The following is a 19,047-nucleotide window of genomic DNA, read 5'->3' as shown; positions in this document are numbered from 1 at the left end:
ATTTTAAGCATTAATAGGGAATCATGACGTGCCACATCACATTTGTTAAACCTATAATATGTATAGGGTCACACTCCAAAGACTACAACTTTTGCACTAGTGCATATTAACGCTATATTTACACTGTCATCCTCTCAATAATAATAAAATTATCATGAACTCAACAATTACGTCTAAATTGCTACTTACGCTCATCACCGTTTTTGCTTTTGTATTAACGGTATCAACCAGCTATCAATATATACAACAACGTGACCTGCTCAATTCGGTGTTGAGCGAGCAGTTACACGATAAAGCGAGTAACTACTTTGATAGCCTCAATATGATGATGTTGACTGGTACCATGGCTCAGAAAGAGACCTTGCGCCAAAAGGCACTCGCGCAAGATGGTATTGAACAGGTGCGAGTGTTACGTTCAGAGGCGGTCAGTAAACTTTATGGTCCTGGAAAAGAAAATCAACAGCCAATGGACGAGATAGATAAACGCGCACTGGCCGGGGAAACCGTCATTGAACCATTCAATGCTTCCTGGGGGAAAGGATTGGTCGTCGCCTTACCGATGAAATCAAGCCTAGATTACCGAGGCACAAACTGCGTATCTTGTCATATGGCGGAAGAAGGAACCGTTTTAGGAGCTATTCGTCTTGAATATAACCTGAGCCATGTAAACCAAATGATCAGTACTCACACTGTCATTGCCGTTATTATTATGGCTTCCATTGCCTTTATCGGATTTATGATCACGCTTTTTTTGATCCGCAAGATGATTGTTCGCCCTATCCAGCATACGTCACGATTCATGTGTGAAATCAGTAAGAGCAAAGATTTATCAAAACGACTTATCAGCACCAAAAAAGATGAACTCGGACAACTCGCGGTCTCCATCAACTCTTTAATGGACACGGTTTCGGACAGTTTGGCAAAAGTGCAAGAGACCTCTCATTCGCTTGCCGATTCAGCAAACCAGTTAACCGACGTAGCACAAACAACCAACCAAGCGGCAAAAAATCAGCAGCGTGAAACCTCTGACGTTCAGCTCAATATTGAAGAGATGCAATCTCAACAACAGACGGTTAATCAAGCTACCGTTGATGCATCAAAGCTTATCAAACATACCGCTAATGTCGCTCAACAAAGTGCACAGCAAGCACATACAGCTAGCGCAGATATCAAAGGTTTGGTAAGCGATATCGAGTCCGTGAAAGATAAAATTTCTGAACTTAATAATCAGACAGGGCTGGTTTCCTCCATTCTTGAAACGATTAAAAGTATCGCCGAACAAACTAATTTGCTGGCTTTAAACGCGGCGATTGAAGCAGCACGAGCGGGTGAACAAGGGAGAGGCTTTGCGGTCGTGGCCGATGAAGTGCGAAAACTCGCCTCACGAACAGCAGAAGCGACTGGAAACATTGAGAAAATCATAGCTCAATTCCAACGTGACAGTGAAACATCGCTCGCCTCAGTTGATTTGGTTTGCTCACATGCGCATCAACGTTCAAATGAAGTCGAAGTTTTATCTTCCGCAATGAGTAATGCCGTACAAGAGATGCAGCAGGTGCTTGATCATGCAAACAATATTCAAGATCAAACACGAACGACCACACAAGTCAGCCAAGAAATTCAAGGGAAGATCGAAGTCATTACTCGACATGCTGATGATACGTCTCAATCGGCAACGCAAACCCGAGAAATCAGCGTCAATTTAAAACAGCTATCGCAGCGCTTAGAAACATTGATGAATCAATTTACGCTTTCTGCTAAGAATTCGGCCACGAATCGACAATAAAGGTTGATGCGAACGAATTGACAGGTAATATGTGCCATTGAATTAAAAAGTAATAAGCAACCCAATGTTTCGCTTGTTTTTTGTCCACTTTATATAGTGAGAATACCTTTGAACATTGGGTTGAATTTTTACCTCAATGGAGACTATATCAAACATGACTTACGCGCCTGTAACAGACGTATTGAGCGGTAAGCTGGCCGTTGACAGTGAAGTGACTGTCCGAGGCTGGATTCGTTCTCGTCGTGATTCCAAAGCTGGAATCTCTTTTCTTGCCATTTATGACGGCTCTTGTTTCGACCCGATTCAGGCCGTGGTCCCTAATAATCTGAATAATTACAATGACGAAGTGCTAAAGCTCACTACTGGCTGCTCTGTCGAAGTAACAGGTAAGATTGTTGAGTCCCCAGCTTCTGGTCAAGCATTTGAACTTGCAGCAACTGAGGTGAAGGTTGTTGGCTGGGTTGAAGATGCTGAAACCTACCCAATGGCAAAAACTCGCCATTCAATTGAATATCTTCGTGAAGTGGCGCATCTTCGCCCACGCACCAACGTGATTGGCGCAGTGGCTCGTGTACGCAACTCCCTTTCTCAAGCCATCCACCGCTTTTACCACGAGCAAGGTTATTTCTGGATGTCAGCGCCGCTGATTACCGCTTCTGATGCAGAAGGTGCGGGTGAGATGTTCCGTGTTTCAACGCTGGATTTCGCTAACCTTCCTCGTACTGAGCAAGGCAATGTCGATTTCAATGAAGACTTCTTCGGCAAAGAGACATTTCTTACAGTTTCAGGACAGTTAAATGCCGAAGCGTATGCTTGTGCATTAAGCAAAGTGTACACTTTTGGCCCAACGTTCCGTGCTGAAAATTCAAACACGAGCCGCCACCTTGCAGAATTTTGGATGGTAGAGCCAGAAGTCGCGTTTGCTGATCTAAACGATGTCGCGAAACTGGCTGAAGATATGCTGAAGTACGTCTTCAAAGCCGTTCTTGAAGAACGTCGTGATGACCTTGAGTTTTTTGCTTCGCGTATCGACAAAGAGGCAATTACTCGTCTTGAGCAGTTCGTTAATTCAGATTTTGCGCAAGTAGACTATACCGATGCTGTGAAGATCCTAATCGATTCAGGTCGTAAGTTTGAATTTGATGTTGAATGGGGCATTGATCTTTCTTCTGAACACGAGCGCTTCCTTGCTGAAGAGCACTTCAAAGCGCCTGTGATCGTCAAGAACTACCCTAAAGACATTAAAGCATTTTACATGCGTCTAAACGACGATGGTAAAACTGTCGCTGCAATGGATGTTCTTGCCCCAGGTATTGGTGAAATCATCGGTGGCTCTCAACGTGAAGAACGTTTAGATGTTCTTGATGCGCGTATGATTGAAATGGGCATAGATCCTGAACATATGAGTTGGTATCGCGACTTACGTCGTTACGGTACTGTACCACACGCGGGTTTCGGCCTTGGCTTTGAGCGCTTAGTATCCTATGTGACCGGTATGGGCAACGTGCGTGATGTGATTCCTTTCCCACGTACACCACGCTCTGCAAACTTCTAAAAATCAAACACGATTTTTGTAAAAACCACCGACGTTAAACTCGGTGGTTTTTTTATTTCCCCAACAATCAGTGTTCACTCTCAATAACAATAGAGTGAATTTCAAATAAACATGAGATCAAAATCACCTCAATTTCATCTTCCTTTGTTACATTTAGTTCAATTACATGATCATGTTCACTCTATTGTGCTATGCAACCGAGTTACATTAACCACGTATTCAGATCGATCCATGACGAGAACTTATATGAAAAAAAATGATGTAGATAATTTGCAGTACAATGGTGAAACAAACGGTGTTCATGGCTGGATGACCCCTTCTGGTCAACCTTACTACTGGCATCCTGATTGGCTTCATATCGCAGAAGATGCTACTGGCTTAAAGCCTAAACAAGCGTTAGATGTGGCAGAAAATGAGCAAGCAACAAAAAAACATGCCGTGTCGGCTATTTTGAAGCATATCAATCAATGGGCTTCAGAAAAGCTCGCCGAACACCCTGAAATAGAAACCGAAGCCATCGAATCTCAAATTGGCTTAAAAAAGTAACTACTACGACTTGTTGGGAGCGTCTCAACAAGTCGGTTTCAACTAAAAATAAATGAAGATCTGATCTATAAGTGCCTCGATGAAGCTCGTTGCAATATTTCCTGCGCTATTTGATTGAGTGGTAGCACCGAACAAGCACCACCACGTTCGATTGCCTCTTTGGGCATACCAAAAACGATACAGCTTGCTTCATCTTGTGCAACTGTATAGGCACCGCTCTCTTTCAACTCATGCAAACCTCGTGCGCCATCATCTCCCATTCCCGTCAAAATAAAACCGACAGCGTTAGGGCCTACATGTTTTGCCGCTGAGCGAAAAAGTACATCGACTGATGGTTTATGCCTGTTAACTGCAGGGCCATCTTTGATTTCGACTTGATAATGTGCACCACTTCGATTCAGTTGCATGTGACGGCCCCCCGGAGCGATCAATGCCAACCCCGGAAGAACTCGGTCGCCATTCTTTGCTTCCCTGACCTCTATTTGACAAAGCCCATTGAGCCGGTCAGCAAACATCGCAGTAAATTTTTCGGGCATATGTTGCACGATAACAATCCCCGGAGAGACTGCTGGCAATGCTGTTAAGATCGCTTCTAAAGCTTGTGTCCCACCTGTAGATGTGCCGATCACGACCACTTTTTGTGTGGTCTTCAATGTTAATGTCGAGTGATTCGGATTCGGCATTGTTTGCTGTACTTTCTTGAGTACATGAGGTTTGGGTTTAACAATATTTTCTAGCTTTGCTTGTGCGGCGGCGCGCACCGCACTTAACATTTCCTGCCGACTTTCTTGTAGAAAATCTTTCAACCCTGCTTTGGGTTTAGTGATAATCGTCAACGCACCCGCTTGCAATGCTTGCATAGTCACTTCCGCACCACGTTCCGTCAGTGTAGAACAAATGATGACAGGCGTCGGATGCTCCGCCATCAGTTGCTTAAGAAACGTAATACCATCCATACGAGGCATTTCTACATCTAAAATAATCACATCTGGCCATTGAACAGCCATTTTTTTTTGAGCGAATATGGGATCAGAAGCGGGAGTAAGCACTTCAATATCAGGTTCATTACTCAACAAAGCGCTGATCACTTGCCGAACAACCGCGGAGTCATCCACGATTAATACTTTTATTTTTTTCATGTAATGCCTCTATAAGTCGACACTCAATGGCTGATTAATAAGCTACCTCTCTTGCAGAAGATCGCCCATATTGAACCCAAACATCACCATTTTGGACATCAAAAAATACTTTACGATAACGCTTTCCACCCACATCATTGCGGCTTACTTGAAAACCGTGCTCTTTCAGTAACTGCATACCCAGTCGCACATTTTGTTGTGCAACATTTATCGAAGCGACTTTGCTGTAGTGACCTGCAAACATAGTGCTACCTCCAAATACTTTAACAACACATTCCTTAGGATTGATTTGATGTCGTCGACACTGAAGGGAAAAGTACGCCACAACATCGCTAGCATAATAGCCTTCAGGTTGTTTGGCCTCTTCACCTAGGGCGGATCGCTGGCTCAACAGATAATGGCACATACCCACTAACTGCGTTTTTGGATGCCATAACGTAATGGCAACGCACGAACCCAGCAGCGTATGAATCCAACCTCTGTGATGACCAAAGAATATCTCGCCAGGCATCAAGTTCAGAGCCTCTGTTTTAGGTAAAAATTCGTTCGCCATTAATCACGAATCCCTCGTTTTTGATAGATAGACGGCTGCAGTAATTGCAAGTCATCGCAGTTGAGTCCGTTTAATGTTTCAGAGTGGCCTATTAATAAAATACCGCCACTTTTTAATCGGTTCGTAACGTTACTGATGACTCTTTGTTTGGTATTTTGATCAAAATAAATCATAACATTACGTAAAAAAATAAGATCAAAGTGACCAAGTTCATCCAACTGATTTTGTAAGTTCGCTAATCCGAATTTTACTTTTTTCCTTAATGAATTAACAATTTTCAATGTGTCATGCTTGGTATCAATGCCTTTTCGGCAATACGTCTTGAGATAGGCTTTCGGTATATGTTCATGGCGTAGCATCGGATAAATACCTTGTGATGCAATTTGCAACACTTGACTATTGATATCGGTACCAACTATTTGCCATTCTCCTTGGTAACGGCTGTCTAATAACATTGCCAGAGAATAAGCCTCTTCACCTGTCGAGCTTGCTGCGCTCCAGCAACGGATCTGTTTTTTCCCCCATACAGTGAAGAGATGGTGCTGGATATAAGCAAAATGGGCCTCTTCTCTGAAAAAGTACGTTTCATTGGTGGTCAGCAAATTGATGGCTCGTTGCTGTTCAAGTTTACGTACTTGCTGATCGCTAAATTTCGTCAAATACTCAAAATAGTCCCGATATGAACTTATACCGAGCTCTCTTAAGCGCCCGCTTAGACGCCCAACCACCAACGCTTTCTTACTGGGTGTTAGTGCGATACCTGCAGATTGATATATCCAGCCACGATACAACTCAAAGTCTGCATCACTGATGATGGACATTTGCTCCATGGCTGAATTCCCAAGTTGCTGAGATTTGTGCTTAACTTGCAAGTTCATTCTGCTCTTTGACCTGTTCCATCATGGCCAACTCTTCAACAGATAGGACTTTATCCTCCGCTAAAATAATGACAAACTCTTCATCGAATTGAGCCATACCACAAATAAATTCGGTCCGGATCTTGGTACCAAAATTAGGGGCAGGTCTCATAAACTTACCTGATATTTCAATGACTTCAGAAACACTGTCAACCATAACACCTAGGTCTTGACGCTGTTCTTCATTCGTCACTTCGATAATGACAACACAAGTCTTTTTATTCACTTCTTGCGGTTTAAGATAAAAACGCCGAGCTAGATTGACGACAGGTACCACTTCACCACGCAAGTTAATAATGCCTTGAATGTAGTCAGGCATCATTGGCACCTGAGTTACTTTGCCATACTCTAATATTTCCTTAACATGCAAAATCGCAAAGGCGTACATTTCACCATTGAGCTGAAATGTTAAGTACTGTTGATCTTGTGCTAATTCTGTATTGGACTTAGCCAATATCATCGAGTTAGCCTCAACCGGGATAAGATTAGCCACATTCACCTCCAGCCACTAAAAGCGCACATACTCAGGTTCATCGTCCATAGAGACAAACTCAACATCTTTCTTCTGTTTAGGGCGTTGCTGCTCGTGGTGAACTGAAGATTTATTTACTGCTTCACGGCGATTATTTTCTGTTTTGAAGAAGGTCATTAGTTGCTGGAGCTGCTGTGCTTGGCTGCTCATCTCTTCAGAGGTCGACGCAAGCTCTTCTGATGCGGAAGCACTTTGTTGCGTGATACTGTTGAGCTGTTCCATCGCTTGGTTAATTTGTGTTGCTCCGGTTGCTTGTTCCATTGAAGCTGCGTTGATCTCTTGTACTAAATCGGATGTTCTTTGAATAGAAGGCACCATTTCATCCAGCAGTTTTCCGGCTTGTTCCGCTAAACCAACGCTATTTTTAGCGACCTCACCAATTTCTTGAGAAGCAACCTGACTGCGCTCTGCCAATTTTCGGACTTCTGCAGCCACCACTGCAAAACCTTTACCATGCTCGCCAGCTCTAGCAGCTTCGATTGCGGCGTTGAGCGCAAGTAAGTTAGTTTGATAAGCGATATCATCAATAATACCAATTTTCTCAGCTATCGATTTCATCGCTAACACGGTTTTAGCTACCGCTTCTCCACCTTCTTTCGCTTCTTTAGCCGCTTTACCTGCCATGCTATCGGTCACTTTCGCATTTTCAGTGTTTTGCGCGATTGAGGCTGACATCTGCTCTACCGACGAGGTAGTTTGTTCAACACTGGCCGCTTGTTCGCTCGCCCCTTGACTTAAGTTCTGAGCGGTAGCTGAAACTTCTTCGGATGCCGAAGCCAATGCATTACTTGAGCTATTCACTTCACCTACGATGTCTGACAACTTGGCCACCATTTTTTGCATGGCTTCAAGCAAGCGACCTAATTCATCGCCTGACGTCGCTTCAATTTTACCTGTTAAATCACCCACAGCGAGTCGGTTAGCCAGCGACACTGCTTGCTCTAAAGGATTACAGATCCCGCGGATCAAGGTAACCGCAAATCCAATACCAAACAGTAGCCCCAATATAATTGATCCAATGGCTATCATTTGTAGGTTGTCATAAAGCTCAACCTCATGGTTATAAACATTCTGCGCTTCATTAGATTGCAGCTGAATTAATGCATTTACTGTTTTTTCAACGGGTGCATAGAGTGGGCGTACTTTATCAACCGCAAGGCGAGTCGCTTCATCAATGTCTAAACGTCGCAAAGCATCAATGGTGGGCTGTAGAGCTTGCTCAACAAAGGCTTTGTTCTGTTCCTCAAACTGTTTGGCTAACTCAGCTTCCTCTTTAGTTAAGTTAGTTAACTTGTATTTGCCCCATTTGTCATCAATCACTTTGAGGTGGTTCTCAACCGTCTCAATCTGAGCACGAATAATATCCGCTTCTGGGTACAGTTGTGAGAAAGCCAGCGCTATACGATTGCTCAGAAGACGAGATTTAATGTCACCGATAGACAGTGCTGGTACGGTTCGGTCATAGTAGACCGTTTCTAGCCCATGCAGTGTTTTTTGCATGCCATAAAGCCCGAGTGATCCGACCACAATGAGTAACAAACTTAAGATGCCAACTAGCATACTTAGTTTGAATTTAACTGAAATATTTTTAAACATAGCCTATTCCTTTCTGACGATGTAATTGAGCCAAGTTAGTGCATTGCCAATAAGCGATGCTTCGACTCTTCCTTCATAATATGTTGCGATAAACTGGCGATATCTAAGATAAGAGCAATATCCCCGCTGCCCAAAATAGTCGAACCGCTGATTCCTTTAACCCGTGAAAAAATCGGCCCAAGTGGCTTAATTACGGTTTGTAATTCCCCCAACAAATTATCCACGATCAAACCAGCACTTTGCCCCGCACTACTGACCACCACCACATTTTGGCGTTTTGAGCGACGCGCAGTGAGGTTAAATTGCACTCTTAAATCAATTAAAGGCAGCACTTGTCCCCTGAGATTAATATAAGGTTTGCCTTGGCCATCTTTGAGCCACTGGTCATCAAGTTCGACGCATTCTTGAACGGCATCCAATGGCACAACGAAGGTTTCGCTACTCACTTCAATTAGGAAACCATCAATGATCGCGAGTGTGAGCGGCAATACAATGCGGATAGTTGTTCCTCGATTAAGTAGGCTGTGAATCTCTACTCGACCTCGCAAATCAGTAATATTTCGCTTCACTACGTCCATACCGACACCGCGCCCTGAAATATTGGAAACCTGCTGGGCCGTTGAAAAGCCGGGCTCAAAAATGAGCTGAAAAATCTCGTCATCGCTCACGAGTTGGTTTTCATCAAGTAGCCCTTTTTCAATCGCTTTGGCGCGCAATTTTTCGCTGTTGAGCCCTTTTCCGTCATCGCTCACATCGATCACTATATTGCCTGAGTCATGGTAAGCATTGAGCGTGATGGTGCCGTGAGAAGGTTTACCATTTGCGACACGCTCTTCCTCTGTTTCAATGCCGTGGTCAATCGCATTGCGCACTAAATGCATTAAAGGATCGCCAATTTTTTCAATCACTGATTTATCTAATTCGGTATCCGCACCGGTAATCGTAAGATGAATACTTTTGTTTAGCTCCTTCGCCATATCACGAACAACGCGTTGAAAACGGGCAAATGTCGCACCGATAGCCACCATTCTAAGCTGTAGTGCCGCGTCTCTGACTTCTTCGAGAAGGCCATTGAGCCGTGCAACAGATTCAATCATTACATTTTCGCCAATTAGCTCCGCCTGTAATGCACTGCCGGCACCTGCGGTGACCAATTCCCCGACTAAATTAATTAAGGTATCTAACTTTTCAGCATCCACTCGCAAGCTTTTTTGCTCTTTGGTTAGCGCCTCTCGGGCTTTACTTTGTTTATCGACCGCCGCATTGAGTACGGGTGCTAATTGAGCATCAGCCTGAGTGATAATTTCGCCTATGGGTATCGCGTCCGAACTCGCTTCTCGCCGCTCACTTTGTTGCTGCAATGCACGCTTCAATTCAGTCTCAGTGAGCGCGCCACAACGAACTAATATTTCGCCAATTCTATAATTTTCATCGGGCATTGATTGAATGTGCTCAATGAAGTCACCCACTTTGGCACTGGGTGGAAAGATGCGAACGTCACCTTCTTCACGAATGAATTCAAACACGTCTTCGATTTGTTGTTTAGATGCCGGCGAATAGAAACGCAGTTCAAAACCCAAATAACAACATTCCGGATCAAAGTTGTGCCAATCAGGTAATTTTCGGTCGACCGCCTCGATATAAATAACCTCTCCCAGCGTAGTTAAATAAGAAAGAAAAGAGAGCGGATCCATACCATCTTGGAATGCATGAAGCGGGAAAGTTAAAGAGATATGCCAGCAGAAATTGTCGAGTGCGGTGTGATCAGGTTCAGATTCCGTGGCTGGTGAATGACTTTCTGGTTCAGATTGACCTAAAAACTCAGACAATCGGGCTCCTAAGCGCTGTCCGGTAACGTCATCTTCTGATGACTCTTGCCCCGTTTGAGCATCATCAATCAAGCTCACCATGTGATCGCGGCACTCAAGCAACAAGGAAATATGCTTTTCATGCAACTTAAGTTGTTCTGAGCGCAATAAATCAAGCAAGCTTTCTACTTTATGAGTAAAACGAACGATCTCATTTAAGTTAAATATCCCTGCTGAGCCTTTTACAGTATGCGCTGCTCGGAAAATTGCGTTTAATCGCTCATTTAAGCCATCAAGATTCCCGCTATCCAGTTCAAGAAGGTCAGATTCCATCCCTTCAAGCAACTCCCTACTCTCATTAAAATAAGTTTGGAGCGCCGCAGCCATCATTTCGTCCATAGTATCTCCCTGGGGCTTCGTCATTAGCTTGTCACTTTGTCTTATTGTGAACTCGAAAGAACGATAGGGTCATGAAACCATCCCACTAGCCCCAGTTTACCCAGCACATCCACCACGACTTCACTGTGATGAATCAGTTCACATCCCTGTTCTATTCTTGCTTTTTTAAATGCCATCAATACTTGTACGCAACTGCTGTCCAGAGCAGTGACTTGGGAAAGTTCAATGGCGATCTTCTCGCTATGAGACACAAAAGGGGTCAGCTGCTCAAACAAATTTCGAGCCTCATAAATCGTCAGTTCACCGTCAAGTTTTAACATTAATTGCTCATCGGTTTGGTGTGGAGTCAGCATAATCCCCCCTTAGGCTTGGATCAGTTTTGCTACGGCGGCAAGCATCTGTTCAGGTGCAAAGGGTTTTACAACCCAAGCTTTCGCACCCGCAGCACGACCCTGTTCTTTCTTCGATGCCTCAGATTCAGTTGTAAGCATAATCACCGGCGTAAATTTTGTGTCTGGCCTTTGCTTCAGCTCTTTAAGTAAGGTAATGCCATCCATATTCGGCATATTTACGTCGCTGATGACCAAATGAACACGATTCCCGGCCAATTTGGATAATGCATCTTTACCATCATGAGCTTCGATCGTCTGATAGCCTGCTCCTTTTAAGGTCATACTCACAACCTGCCGAATTGAAGCCGAATCATCTACAACAAGTACCGTTTTGTTCATCACAGAGTTCCTCATTTATTCATTTACGGTTCTCAAAAGAAAGTAATGTCCGTGCTAGTCACCTTGCTTTTCACCTCAGTAACCTTGCCTTTGTGGCTTTCATGCTGTTCTATCATGGTGTAGTTCTTGGTCATTTTTTCCAGCCATTTTTGCGGGGATAATTCGCCTGCGATCGCATGATTGCTGTCTTGTTTGAGCAGCTCTAATGAGTCACTGAGTTCTTTGAGATTGGTGCTGATTTGCTCTAATATTTGGCTTACTCGGTCTTGAAATTGCAATTTCACAATCACACTACTGATTGTTTCCTTCACCGAAAATGCATCTTCTTTTAACCGCTCAGACTGTTGCTGTAAGGTTTGTGCCATATCTTGGAAGTGGTTAATGACATAATCGATACGCTGCTCGGTTTGTTCCATTTGTTCACTCTCAGCCGCAATAGCCATTTCAGCCGTCTTAAATGTAGTATTAATCGCATCACTGACAACGTTCACTTTCTCCGTCATGCTGCTAGCGATCTCCCTTGAACGCTGTGAAAGGTTACGCACTTCATCGGCCACCACTGCAAAACCTCGACCTGCCTCTCCTGCTCTGGCTGACTCAATGGCAGCATTAAGTGCTAATAAGTTGGTTTTTTCAGCAATGCCCACCACATCGGTTGCCATTTTTTTTAAATCGACTGTGTATTGATCAAGGCTGCGCATTTCATCAAGCATATGCTCTCTTGTCTTTTGGCTTTCTCTAAGCTCATCAACCGCTTTAGAAAGCATGGCTCGACAACGCTCAATTTCGCTCATTAAATTACGCTCATCTTTTAAGGTTGAGCCTTGCGAGAAGGAGAGTGCTTGTGAAAGCTGCGTGACAAGATCACCAAATTGCTGGCTCAGTTGAGTAACAGAATCGGTAAGTTGCACATTGGCTAAATCAATATGACGAGACCACACTGGCAGAGATTGAGCAAAGAGAGGCTCTAAAGAATGATATCCATCCAGTTGGATCTCTTGTGTTTGAGAAAGGTGTTCAATCGTCTTTTTTTGAGCTTTGACTTGGGAAATGAAGGATTCGTAATTCCAAATTGCATAGCTAACACTAGCAAAAGTAACAAATAATAGAGCCCAAACACCAAAATGTGTTGGCTGTGGCATAAGAGCAACTATCGACAATAGCACTAAGGGCACGTAAACACGTACCAGCCTAATGAGGAGCATGATTTATTATCCTTTAGCCATAAAACACTGACGAAAGCTATGACGTTATGTAAGAAGTTGTTATGCAACGCCTAGAGCTCATAACTAAAGATAGGAAAGCTTGGAGGAATCTGCAATGTAGTCGGTAGATGTAATTTTACTTTTGTTGTGTTAGGTAATTTTAAACAGTCCACTCTTATCAGTCAGAGTAACGATTGACTTTCGTTAAGTTCGGCTCAGTAACGTCATTGGGCCCTCTCCTCTGTTCTCATAACATGACGCACTGATCGGATCACATGGGCTTTATTTTATTTAGCTATCTTTCCTAGAAATACATCACTAGAATCCATCGCTTTTCTGATCCTCCGCACATCGGTTAATCACGAAAACACAACATCGAACAAATTGAATCACCTAAACTTAAGCATCACATACTGTAATGAAATCAAATTCATGAATAATACCAAGCGAAACAACAGCCAACTCGCCGCACTGCTCTACCTCTTAGCTGCGCTGCTATTTGCCACCTATGGCGGACGAATCTGTCCGATGTTGTCCAGTTTAAGCGCATTAGAAATCACAGCCCATGTGACGATTAGTGTATTTTGTGCATGGGTAATGCGTCGATATCTCTTTATTCACCACCAGTGGGCAAAAACAGAACAGTATGCGAAACTCGATAGTGTTTTGTTTTTTCTTGTCAGTATTCCACTCGCTCTTTATTACAATCAGCACTATCAATTCACTATCGATAGCAATGTAAAAATTCTATTTGGTTTAACACTGTTTGGTTTCTTTACCGGAAGCTTATTACAACTCATCGCTAAACGAGCTCAATATCGCCAGCACGCAGTACAATTGAATCGTCAACAACTCCAAGGTGAAAGGCATTCGATTGTTAAGCAGATGATCGGGTTAATGATGCTGATGATCATCACTCTGACAGCCACACTCACGATGGTCGCGGTGAAAGATCTTTTTTGGCTTGAACATAACCCTGCCAGTTTAATCAATGGACATGGCAAGATAAGTATTATTAAAGAGTTTATTTATGTTTCTTTGGTTTTGGGCGGTTATGTAATCGCTATCCTCTGGCAGTGGGGAAAGCTGATGAAGCAAATATTGCACGCTCAAGAGCATTCGCTATGCCAAGTAACTCAAGGTGATATAGCGCAACGCTTACCGATTTTTGAAAATAACGAGTTAGGCTCTGTGGCTTGGTTGACCAATAAAATGTTGGATAGCCTACAAAACTCACAGGATGAAGTAAAAACCACGCGTGATGTCGCTATCGTCAGCCTGGCCGCTTTAGCTGAATCTCGCGATAATGAAACTGGCGCTCATATTTTACGTACTCAAGAATATGTCAAAGTACTCGCGCAATATCTAAGCCAAAAACCGAAATATCAGCCTTTATTAACGCCCACTTATATTGATTTACTCTACAAATCAGCCCCATTACACGACGTTGGCAAAGTCGGTATCCCTGATGCCGTCCTACTGAAACCGGGCAAACTCACCGATGATGAGTTCATTATTATGAAGGGGCACCCTGAGATCGGCGCACAAGCGCTGTCGATTGCCGAGCAGCACCTTGGCACAAGTTCCTTTTTAGCAATCGCGAAAGAAATCGCCCTCACTCACCATGAAAAATGGGATGGTTCGGGCTATCCAAAACAACTCAAAGGGGAAGAGATTCCACTCTCAGGCCGTTTAATGGCACTGGCTGATGTATATGATGCGCTCATCTCAAAGCGCGTTTACAAACCCGCGTTTTCTCATGATGAAGCAAAAGCCATCATCCTACAGGGCGAAGCGACACATTTTGACCCACAAGTCGTAGAGGCTTTTTTGAGTGTTGAACAACAATTTGTCGCCATTGCCGCTCGCCATCAGGATAAACATTAATCTCTTATTACAGTAACTCCTCCGCTCAATGGCAAAATATCGTATTTGATGATGAATTTTGCCGTTGAGCTGACTACTTCTCAAAGTAAAACCTATTTAATCTCCCCGCCTGAAAACGGTGGATGATAGAGTTTTTTTAAAAAAATCGCCTTTTTGTTCATGATTCTTAGCCAACACAAATTATTTTCAGTTTTTCTGTTTTGTGTGTTGTAACGGATATTTCATAAAGGTATAAATACCTTAATTTTATGTTTCTAAAATCCCTTCTAACACTTTACATGGATGATGATTATGTTTGAAAAAGTTGTCGCAGCTCCGGCTGACCCTATTCTTGGTTTAACCGAAGAGTTTAAAAAAGATCCTCGCACTGAAAAAATTAACCTCGGTGTTGGTATCTACAAAAATGAAGCAGGTGAAACACCTGTTCTTGCGACAGTAAAGAAAGCGGAAGCGGCGTTGCTTGAGTCTGAAAAGACCAAATCTTATCTCACCATTGAAGGTACTGCTGAATATGGGCTCGCGGTACAAAAACTCCTGTTTGGCGATGAATCTGAGATTGTGACACAAAAGCTCGCAAAAACGGCGCAAGCGCCCGGTGGTACTGGTGCACTGCGTGTAGCAGGTGAATTTATTAAGCGTCAAATCGGCGACGTGAAAGTGTGGATCAGCAACCCAACATGGGCAAACCATCACGGTGTTTTTAATGCGGCTGGTTTAGAAACCACGCAGTATTCGTACTACAATGCCGAAACGAAAGATAAAGATTTCGCAGCGATGCTTACCGATCTTGAGCAAGCTCAAGCGGGTGATATTGTTCTTCTACACGGGTGCTGCCACAACCCAACTGGCATTGATCCAACCGATAAAGAGTGGGAAACGTTAGCAAAATTAGTCGCTGATAAAGGGCTTCTTCCTCTGTTTGACTTTGCTTATCAAGGTTTTGCGAAAGGTGTTGAAGAAGACGCACAAGGCCTACGTACTTTTGCGAAATACAATAAAGAGATCTTAGTGGCGAGCTCATTCTCTAAAAACTTCGGTTTGTACAATGAGCGCGTGGGTGCGTTTACCATCGTTGCTGGCTCAACAGATGTCGCTGAAACAGCTTTCTCACAAATCAAAGCGATCATTCGTTCCATTTATTCAAACCCACCAGCGCACGGTGCTGCAGTCGTTACTTATATCCTCAACAACGCCGAACTGCGCGCAGAATGGGAAAACGAAGTGACAGAAATGCGTGAACGTATTCAAGAGATGCGTGAGCTGTTTGTTACCACCCTAAAAGCCGAAGGTGTGAAGGCTGATTTTAGCTTTATTGAACGTCAAAATGGCATGTTCTCTTTTTCTGGTTTGAACAAGGAACAAGTTGCTCGTCTGAAAGATGAATTGGCAATTTACATCGTCGGTTCCGGCCGTATCAGTGTGGCAGGCATGACGAAATCGAATATGGGCCCACTGTGCAAAGGTATTGCAGCGGTTCTATAATCGATAATGATAAGAAATAGACAACAATAGCCGCCACTTGTCGGCTATTTTTTTATCTTCAATTCACTGAAATGGCACTTGATTCACATCGAAGCGCGTACACTTTCCCCTCTTGCCTGCAAAGCACGTTCTTTTCATGTACTATAACTCTCTGAATCCTATGTCCAATGCCACCGATGTAACCGGATCCCTTTGACCAGTTACATCGTTTAGCTGGCTCACGACGTCAGAATCCCACAATATGAACTCCGAAACACAAGGAAGCCTCCATGGAAGCAGAATTAATTGAAATCAAGAACTTCCTTGCTCAGTATCCACCGTTCAATGAACTACCTGAAGAAACACTGATCGAAGTGACGCAGAGCGTAGAAATCTCCTATTTTCGACAAGGTACACCCATCATTCATTTTGGTGATCATATCCAGGACTTGTATTTGATCCGCAGCGGCGTCGTCGAGGTGTACCGTCGCAAAGGCGAATTATACAACCGCCTAACCGAAGGCGGTTTATTTGGTCAAATGGGGCTATTGACCAATAACCGTGTTCGTTTTCCGGTCACAGCGATTGAAGATACGCTGGTTTATTGTATTCCAGAGGCAAGGTTTCAAGATTTATATGACCACTATGATTCCTTTGCTGATTTCGTTGAAGTGCAAGATAACGCACGCCTTCGCCAAGCCGTTCTGAGTAAAACAGAACAGAATGATCTCACCACCTCGAAAGTGCGAACCTTACTCAGCCGAGAAGCCCCTTTCGTTTACAAAACAGAAACCATTCAACATGCGGCGATCAAGATGGCGGAAGAGAGTATCTCTTCACTGCTGGTGATTGACCCTGATATTTTGCAAGAGAGTGACGACGATAACAGCCCAGTAATCGGCATCCTGACTGACCGAGATCTCTGCACGCGTGTATTAGCCGTTGGCATCGATCCTAATCACCTCGTCACGGAAGTGATGACAACGGAGGTTATCTCATTAGATCATAATGCTTATGTCTATGAGGCCATGCTGAAAATGCTTCGGTACAATGTTCATCATCTTCCTATACTCAAAGAAAAAAAGCCGATCGGTATCATTGAAGCGACCGACATTGTTCGCTACGAATCACAAAACTCATTGCTGCTCGTCAGTCGCATCTTCCAGCAACAAAGCGTTGAAGAGTTAGCCACACTGTCGCACCAAGTCAAAGACAGTTTTGTTCGTTTAGTCAATGAAGATGCAAACTCACATATGATCGGCACGGCGATGTCAGTGATTGGCCGTAGCTTTAAACAAAGAATCATTGAACTTGCCGAAGAATTACTAGGCTCGCCGCCTATTCCATACTGCTTTTTAGCCTTGGGTTCTATGGGCCGTGATGAACAGTTAATTGTCACGGACCAAGATAACGCTTTAATTTTGGACGATAGCTATGAAGAAACACAGCATGGTGCTTATTTCGAAGCGTTCGCCAAATTTGTCTGCGACAGCTTAGATCAATGCGGTTACAGCTACTGTACGGGGGACATTATGGCCAGCAACCCGATGTGGCGTATGACTCGTAAAGAATGGGAAGCCTGCTTTGCCGATTGGATAGATAACCCTAACCCTAAGGCGCTATTGAATGCATCCATCTTTTTTGACTTATACGGAGTGTGTGGCAGGACCAAATGGGCAGAACAACTGAATGGGTTTATTGTACGGCGAGCACGCAAAAATAATCGGTTTCTTGCATGCCTTGCACGAAATGCACTGAACCGCACGCCACCATTGGGGTTTTTCAAAGACTTTGTGATGGAAAAAGATGGACGACACAATAACACCATCAATTTAAAACGTCGCGGCACTGCACCGTTAGCGGATTTAATCCGTGTGCATGCATTGGCTGTCGGTTCACGCTCTACCAACTCGTTTGAACGTTTAGATGACATCATTGAAGCCGGAATTCTACCCAAAGGACGGGCGCAAGATCTGCGTGATGCAATGGAGTTTATCGCTATGGTACGCATTCGCCACCAAGCGGCTGACGTTGAACAAGAAATAGAGCCAGATAACAATATCGAGCCAGAAAACCTATCCGATTTTGAAAGACGCAACTTAAAAGATGCGTTTCAAATCCTAAGCAATGCGCAAAATTTCTTGAAATTCCGTTATCAAGCCAGCAATAACTTTAAGTGAGAGTGATGATTAAACAATGGTTTCAAAAACCGAGCATCGATTGGGTAGCAAAATATGCCAATAAGCAGTCGTTGGTTAACCATCCGTTACTCAAAGATTTTTATTCAAGGCCGATTGCTAAGGGTTGCACGCCAATCGATGAAATAGAGTTTGTCGCTTTAGATTTGGAAACAACGGGTTTAAGTGCGCAGCATGATGACATTATCACCATTGGCTTGGTGCCTTTTACCTTAAACCGTATCTATCTCAACCGCTCTAAACATTGGATAGTTCGGCCACGCCAAGCGTTAAAAGAGGATTCGGTGGTTATCCATGGCATCACACACAACGATATTTTAGATGCGCCAGATTTGGCAGAAGTGCAGGAGTCGATACTGAAGGCCTTATCTGGAAAAATTGTTGTGGTTCATTACCGTCATATTGAACGTAGCTTTCTCAATCAAGCATTAAAAGTGCGATTGGGTGAAGGTATTGAGTTCCCTGTGATCGATACTTTGCAATTGGAAACGGAAATTCAACAACGGTTGCATGGAGGTTTATGGAACCAGTTAAAAGGGCAAAAACCACAATCAGTGCGTTTAGGGCAAGCGCGGGCGCGTTATGGACTACCAGCGTACACCCCACACCACGCTTTAGTTGATGCTATTGCCACCGCGGAATTATTCCAAGCACAAATCGCTCATCATTTTGATCGGCAGCAAAGTGTCCGAACGTTGTGGCTATAACTTTTTGATTATCCTTTAAAGGGATTC

16 protein-coding genes are annotated in these 19,047 nt (G+C 43.7%); 7 read left to right on the top strand and 9 right to left on the bottom strand.

What is annotated here, in order from left to right; all coding sequences use genetic code 11:
- Positions 1-154: 154 nt before the first annotated feature.
- The 3 genes from AACQ75_RS05845 (at position 155) to AACQ75_RS05835 (ending at position 3,887) form a co-directional block, all read left to right on the top strand.
- A complete protein-coding gene (locus tag AACQ75_RS05845; RefSeq protein ID WP_017048608.1) occupies positions 155-1,786 on the top strand; it encodes a methyl-accepting chemotaxis protein in 1,632 nt (543 codons plus the stop codon).
- Between the two features lie 154 nt (positions 1,787-1,940).
- Positions 1,941-3,341: an asparagine--tRNA ligase gene (gene asnS, locus AACQ75_RS05840; protein WP_026028293.1), complete on the top strand. Its 1,401-nt coding sequence runs from the start codon at positions 1,941-1,943 to the stop codon at positions 3,339-3,341.
- A 246-nt stretch (positions 3,342-3,587) separates the two neighbouring features.
- On the top strand, positions 3,588-3,887 hold the full coding sequence (locus AACQ75_RS05835; protein WP_017043621.1) for a hypothetical protein: 300 nt from the start codon (positions 3,588-3,590) through the stop codon (positions 3,885-3,887).
- Positions 3,888-3,952: 65 nt separating this feature from the next.
- Here AACQ75_RS05835 and AACQ75_RS05830 read toward each other — a convergent pair whose 3' ends face one another.
- The 9 genes from AACQ75_RS05830 to AACQ75_RS05790 are packed head-to-tail and all read right to left on the bottom strand — an operon-like array spanning position 3,953 to position 12,767.
- Positions 3,953-5,026, bottom strand: coding sequence for a protein-glutamate methylesterase/protein-glutamine glutaminase (locus AACQ75_RS05830; protein WP_013856766.1), 1,074 nt, complete (start codon positions 5,024-5,026; stop codon positions 3,953-3,955).
- 34 nt (positions 5,027-5,060) lie between these two features.
- A complete protein-coding gene (locus AACQ75_RS05825; RefSeq protein WP_013856765.1) occupies positions 5,061-5,579 on the bottom strand; it encodes a chemotaxis protein CheD in 519 nt (172 codons plus the stop codon).
- Entirely contained in the window at positions 5,579-6,457 is an 879-nt protein-coding gene (locus tag AACQ75_RS05820) for a CheR family methyltransferase (RefSeq protein WP_064625292.1), read from the bottom strand. Before AACQ75_RS05820 ends, AACQ75_RS05825 begins: the two co-directional genes overlap by 1 nt.
- Complete coding sequence (locus tag AACQ75_RS05815; RefSeq protein WP_231564188.1) at positions 6,441-6,989, bottom strand: chemotaxis protein CheW; 549 nt, start codon at positions 6,987-6,989, stop codon at positions 6,441-6,443. The genes AACQ75_RS05820 and AACQ75_RS05815 overlap by 17 nt, the downstream gene beginning before the upstream one ends.
- A gap of 15 nt (positions 6,990-7,004) precedes the next feature.
- A complete protein-coding gene (locus AACQ75_RS05810) occupies positions 7,005-8,624 on the bottom strand; it encodes a methyl-accepting chemotaxis protein (RefSeq protein WP_115339829.1) in 1,620 nt (539 codons plus the stop codon).
- A gap of 35 nt (positions 8,625-8,659) precedes the next feature.
- Entirely contained in the window at positions 8,660-10,855 is a 2,196-nt protein-coding gene (locus AACQ75_RS05805; protein WP_170888382.1) for a chemotaxis protein CheA, read from the bottom strand.
- 17 nt (positions 10,856-10,872) lie between these two features.
- Positions 10,873-11,184 carry an STAS domain-containing protein gene (locus AACQ75_RS05800; RefSeq protein WP_013856760.1) on the bottom strand — a complete coding sequence of 104 codons (312 nt, stop codon included), beginning with the start codon at positions 11,182-11,184 and terminating at the stop codon, positions 10,873-10,875.
- Between the two features lie 9 nt (positions 11,185-11,193).
- Positions 11,194-11,577 (bottom strand): response regulator, encoded by a 384-nt coding sequence (locus AACQ75_RS05795; protein ID WP_013856759.1) that lies wholly within the window; start codon positions 11,575-11,577, stop codon positions 11,194-11,196.
- A gap of 17 nt (positions 11,578-11,594) precedes the next feature.
- A complete protein-coding gene (locus AACQ75_RS05790) occupies positions 11,595-12,767 on the bottom strand; it encodes a methyl-accepting chemotaxis protein (protein ID WP_013856758.1) in 1,173 nt (390 codons plus the stop codon).
- 432 nt (positions 12,768-13,199) lie between these two features.
- On the opposite strand from AACQ75_RS05790, the gene AACQ75_RS05785 reads away from it, so the two are divergent.
- The 4 genes from AACQ75_RS05785 to AACQ75_RS05770 all read left to right on the top strand — a co-directional run bounded on the left by AACQ75_RS05785 (position 13,200) and on the right by AACQ75_RS05770 (position 19,020).
- A complete protein-coding gene (locus AACQ75_RS05785; RefSeq protein WP_170888381.1) occupies positions 13,200-14,654 on the top strand; it encodes an HD domain-containing phosphohydrolase in 1,455 nt (484 codons plus the stop codon).
- Positions 14,655-14,945: 291 nt separating this feature from the next.
- Positions 14,946-16,136, top strand: coding sequence for an amino acid aminotransferase (locus tag AACQ75_RS05780; protein WP_088717991.1), 1,191 nt, complete (start codon positions 14,946-14,948; stop codon positions 16,134-16,136).
- Between the two features lie 269 nt (positions 16,137-16,405).
- A complete protein-coding gene (locus tag AACQ75_RS05775; protein WP_019280961.1) occupies positions 16,406-18,295 on the top strand; it encodes a putative nucleotidyltransferase substrate binding domain-containing protein in 1,890 nt (629 codons plus the stop codon).
- Between the two features lie 5 nt (positions 18,296-18,300).
- Positions 18,301-19,020, top strand: a complete 720-nt coding sequence (locus tag AACQ75_RS05770; RefSeq protein ID WP_202599105.1) for a 3'-5' exonuclease — start codon at positions 18,301-18,303, stop codon at positions 19,018-19,020.
- Positions 19,021-19,047: the final 27 nt, after the last annotated feature.

It is taken from the genome of Vibrio sp. B1-2 (genome assembly GCF_963888445.1).
GTDB lineage: Bacteria > Pseudomonadota > Gammaproteobacteria > Enterobacterales > Vibrionaceae > Vibrio > Vibrio anguillarum.
The sequence above is the reverse complement of the archived record's forward strand: the minus strand, read 5'-3'. Positions and strand labels throughout refer to the sequence as shown.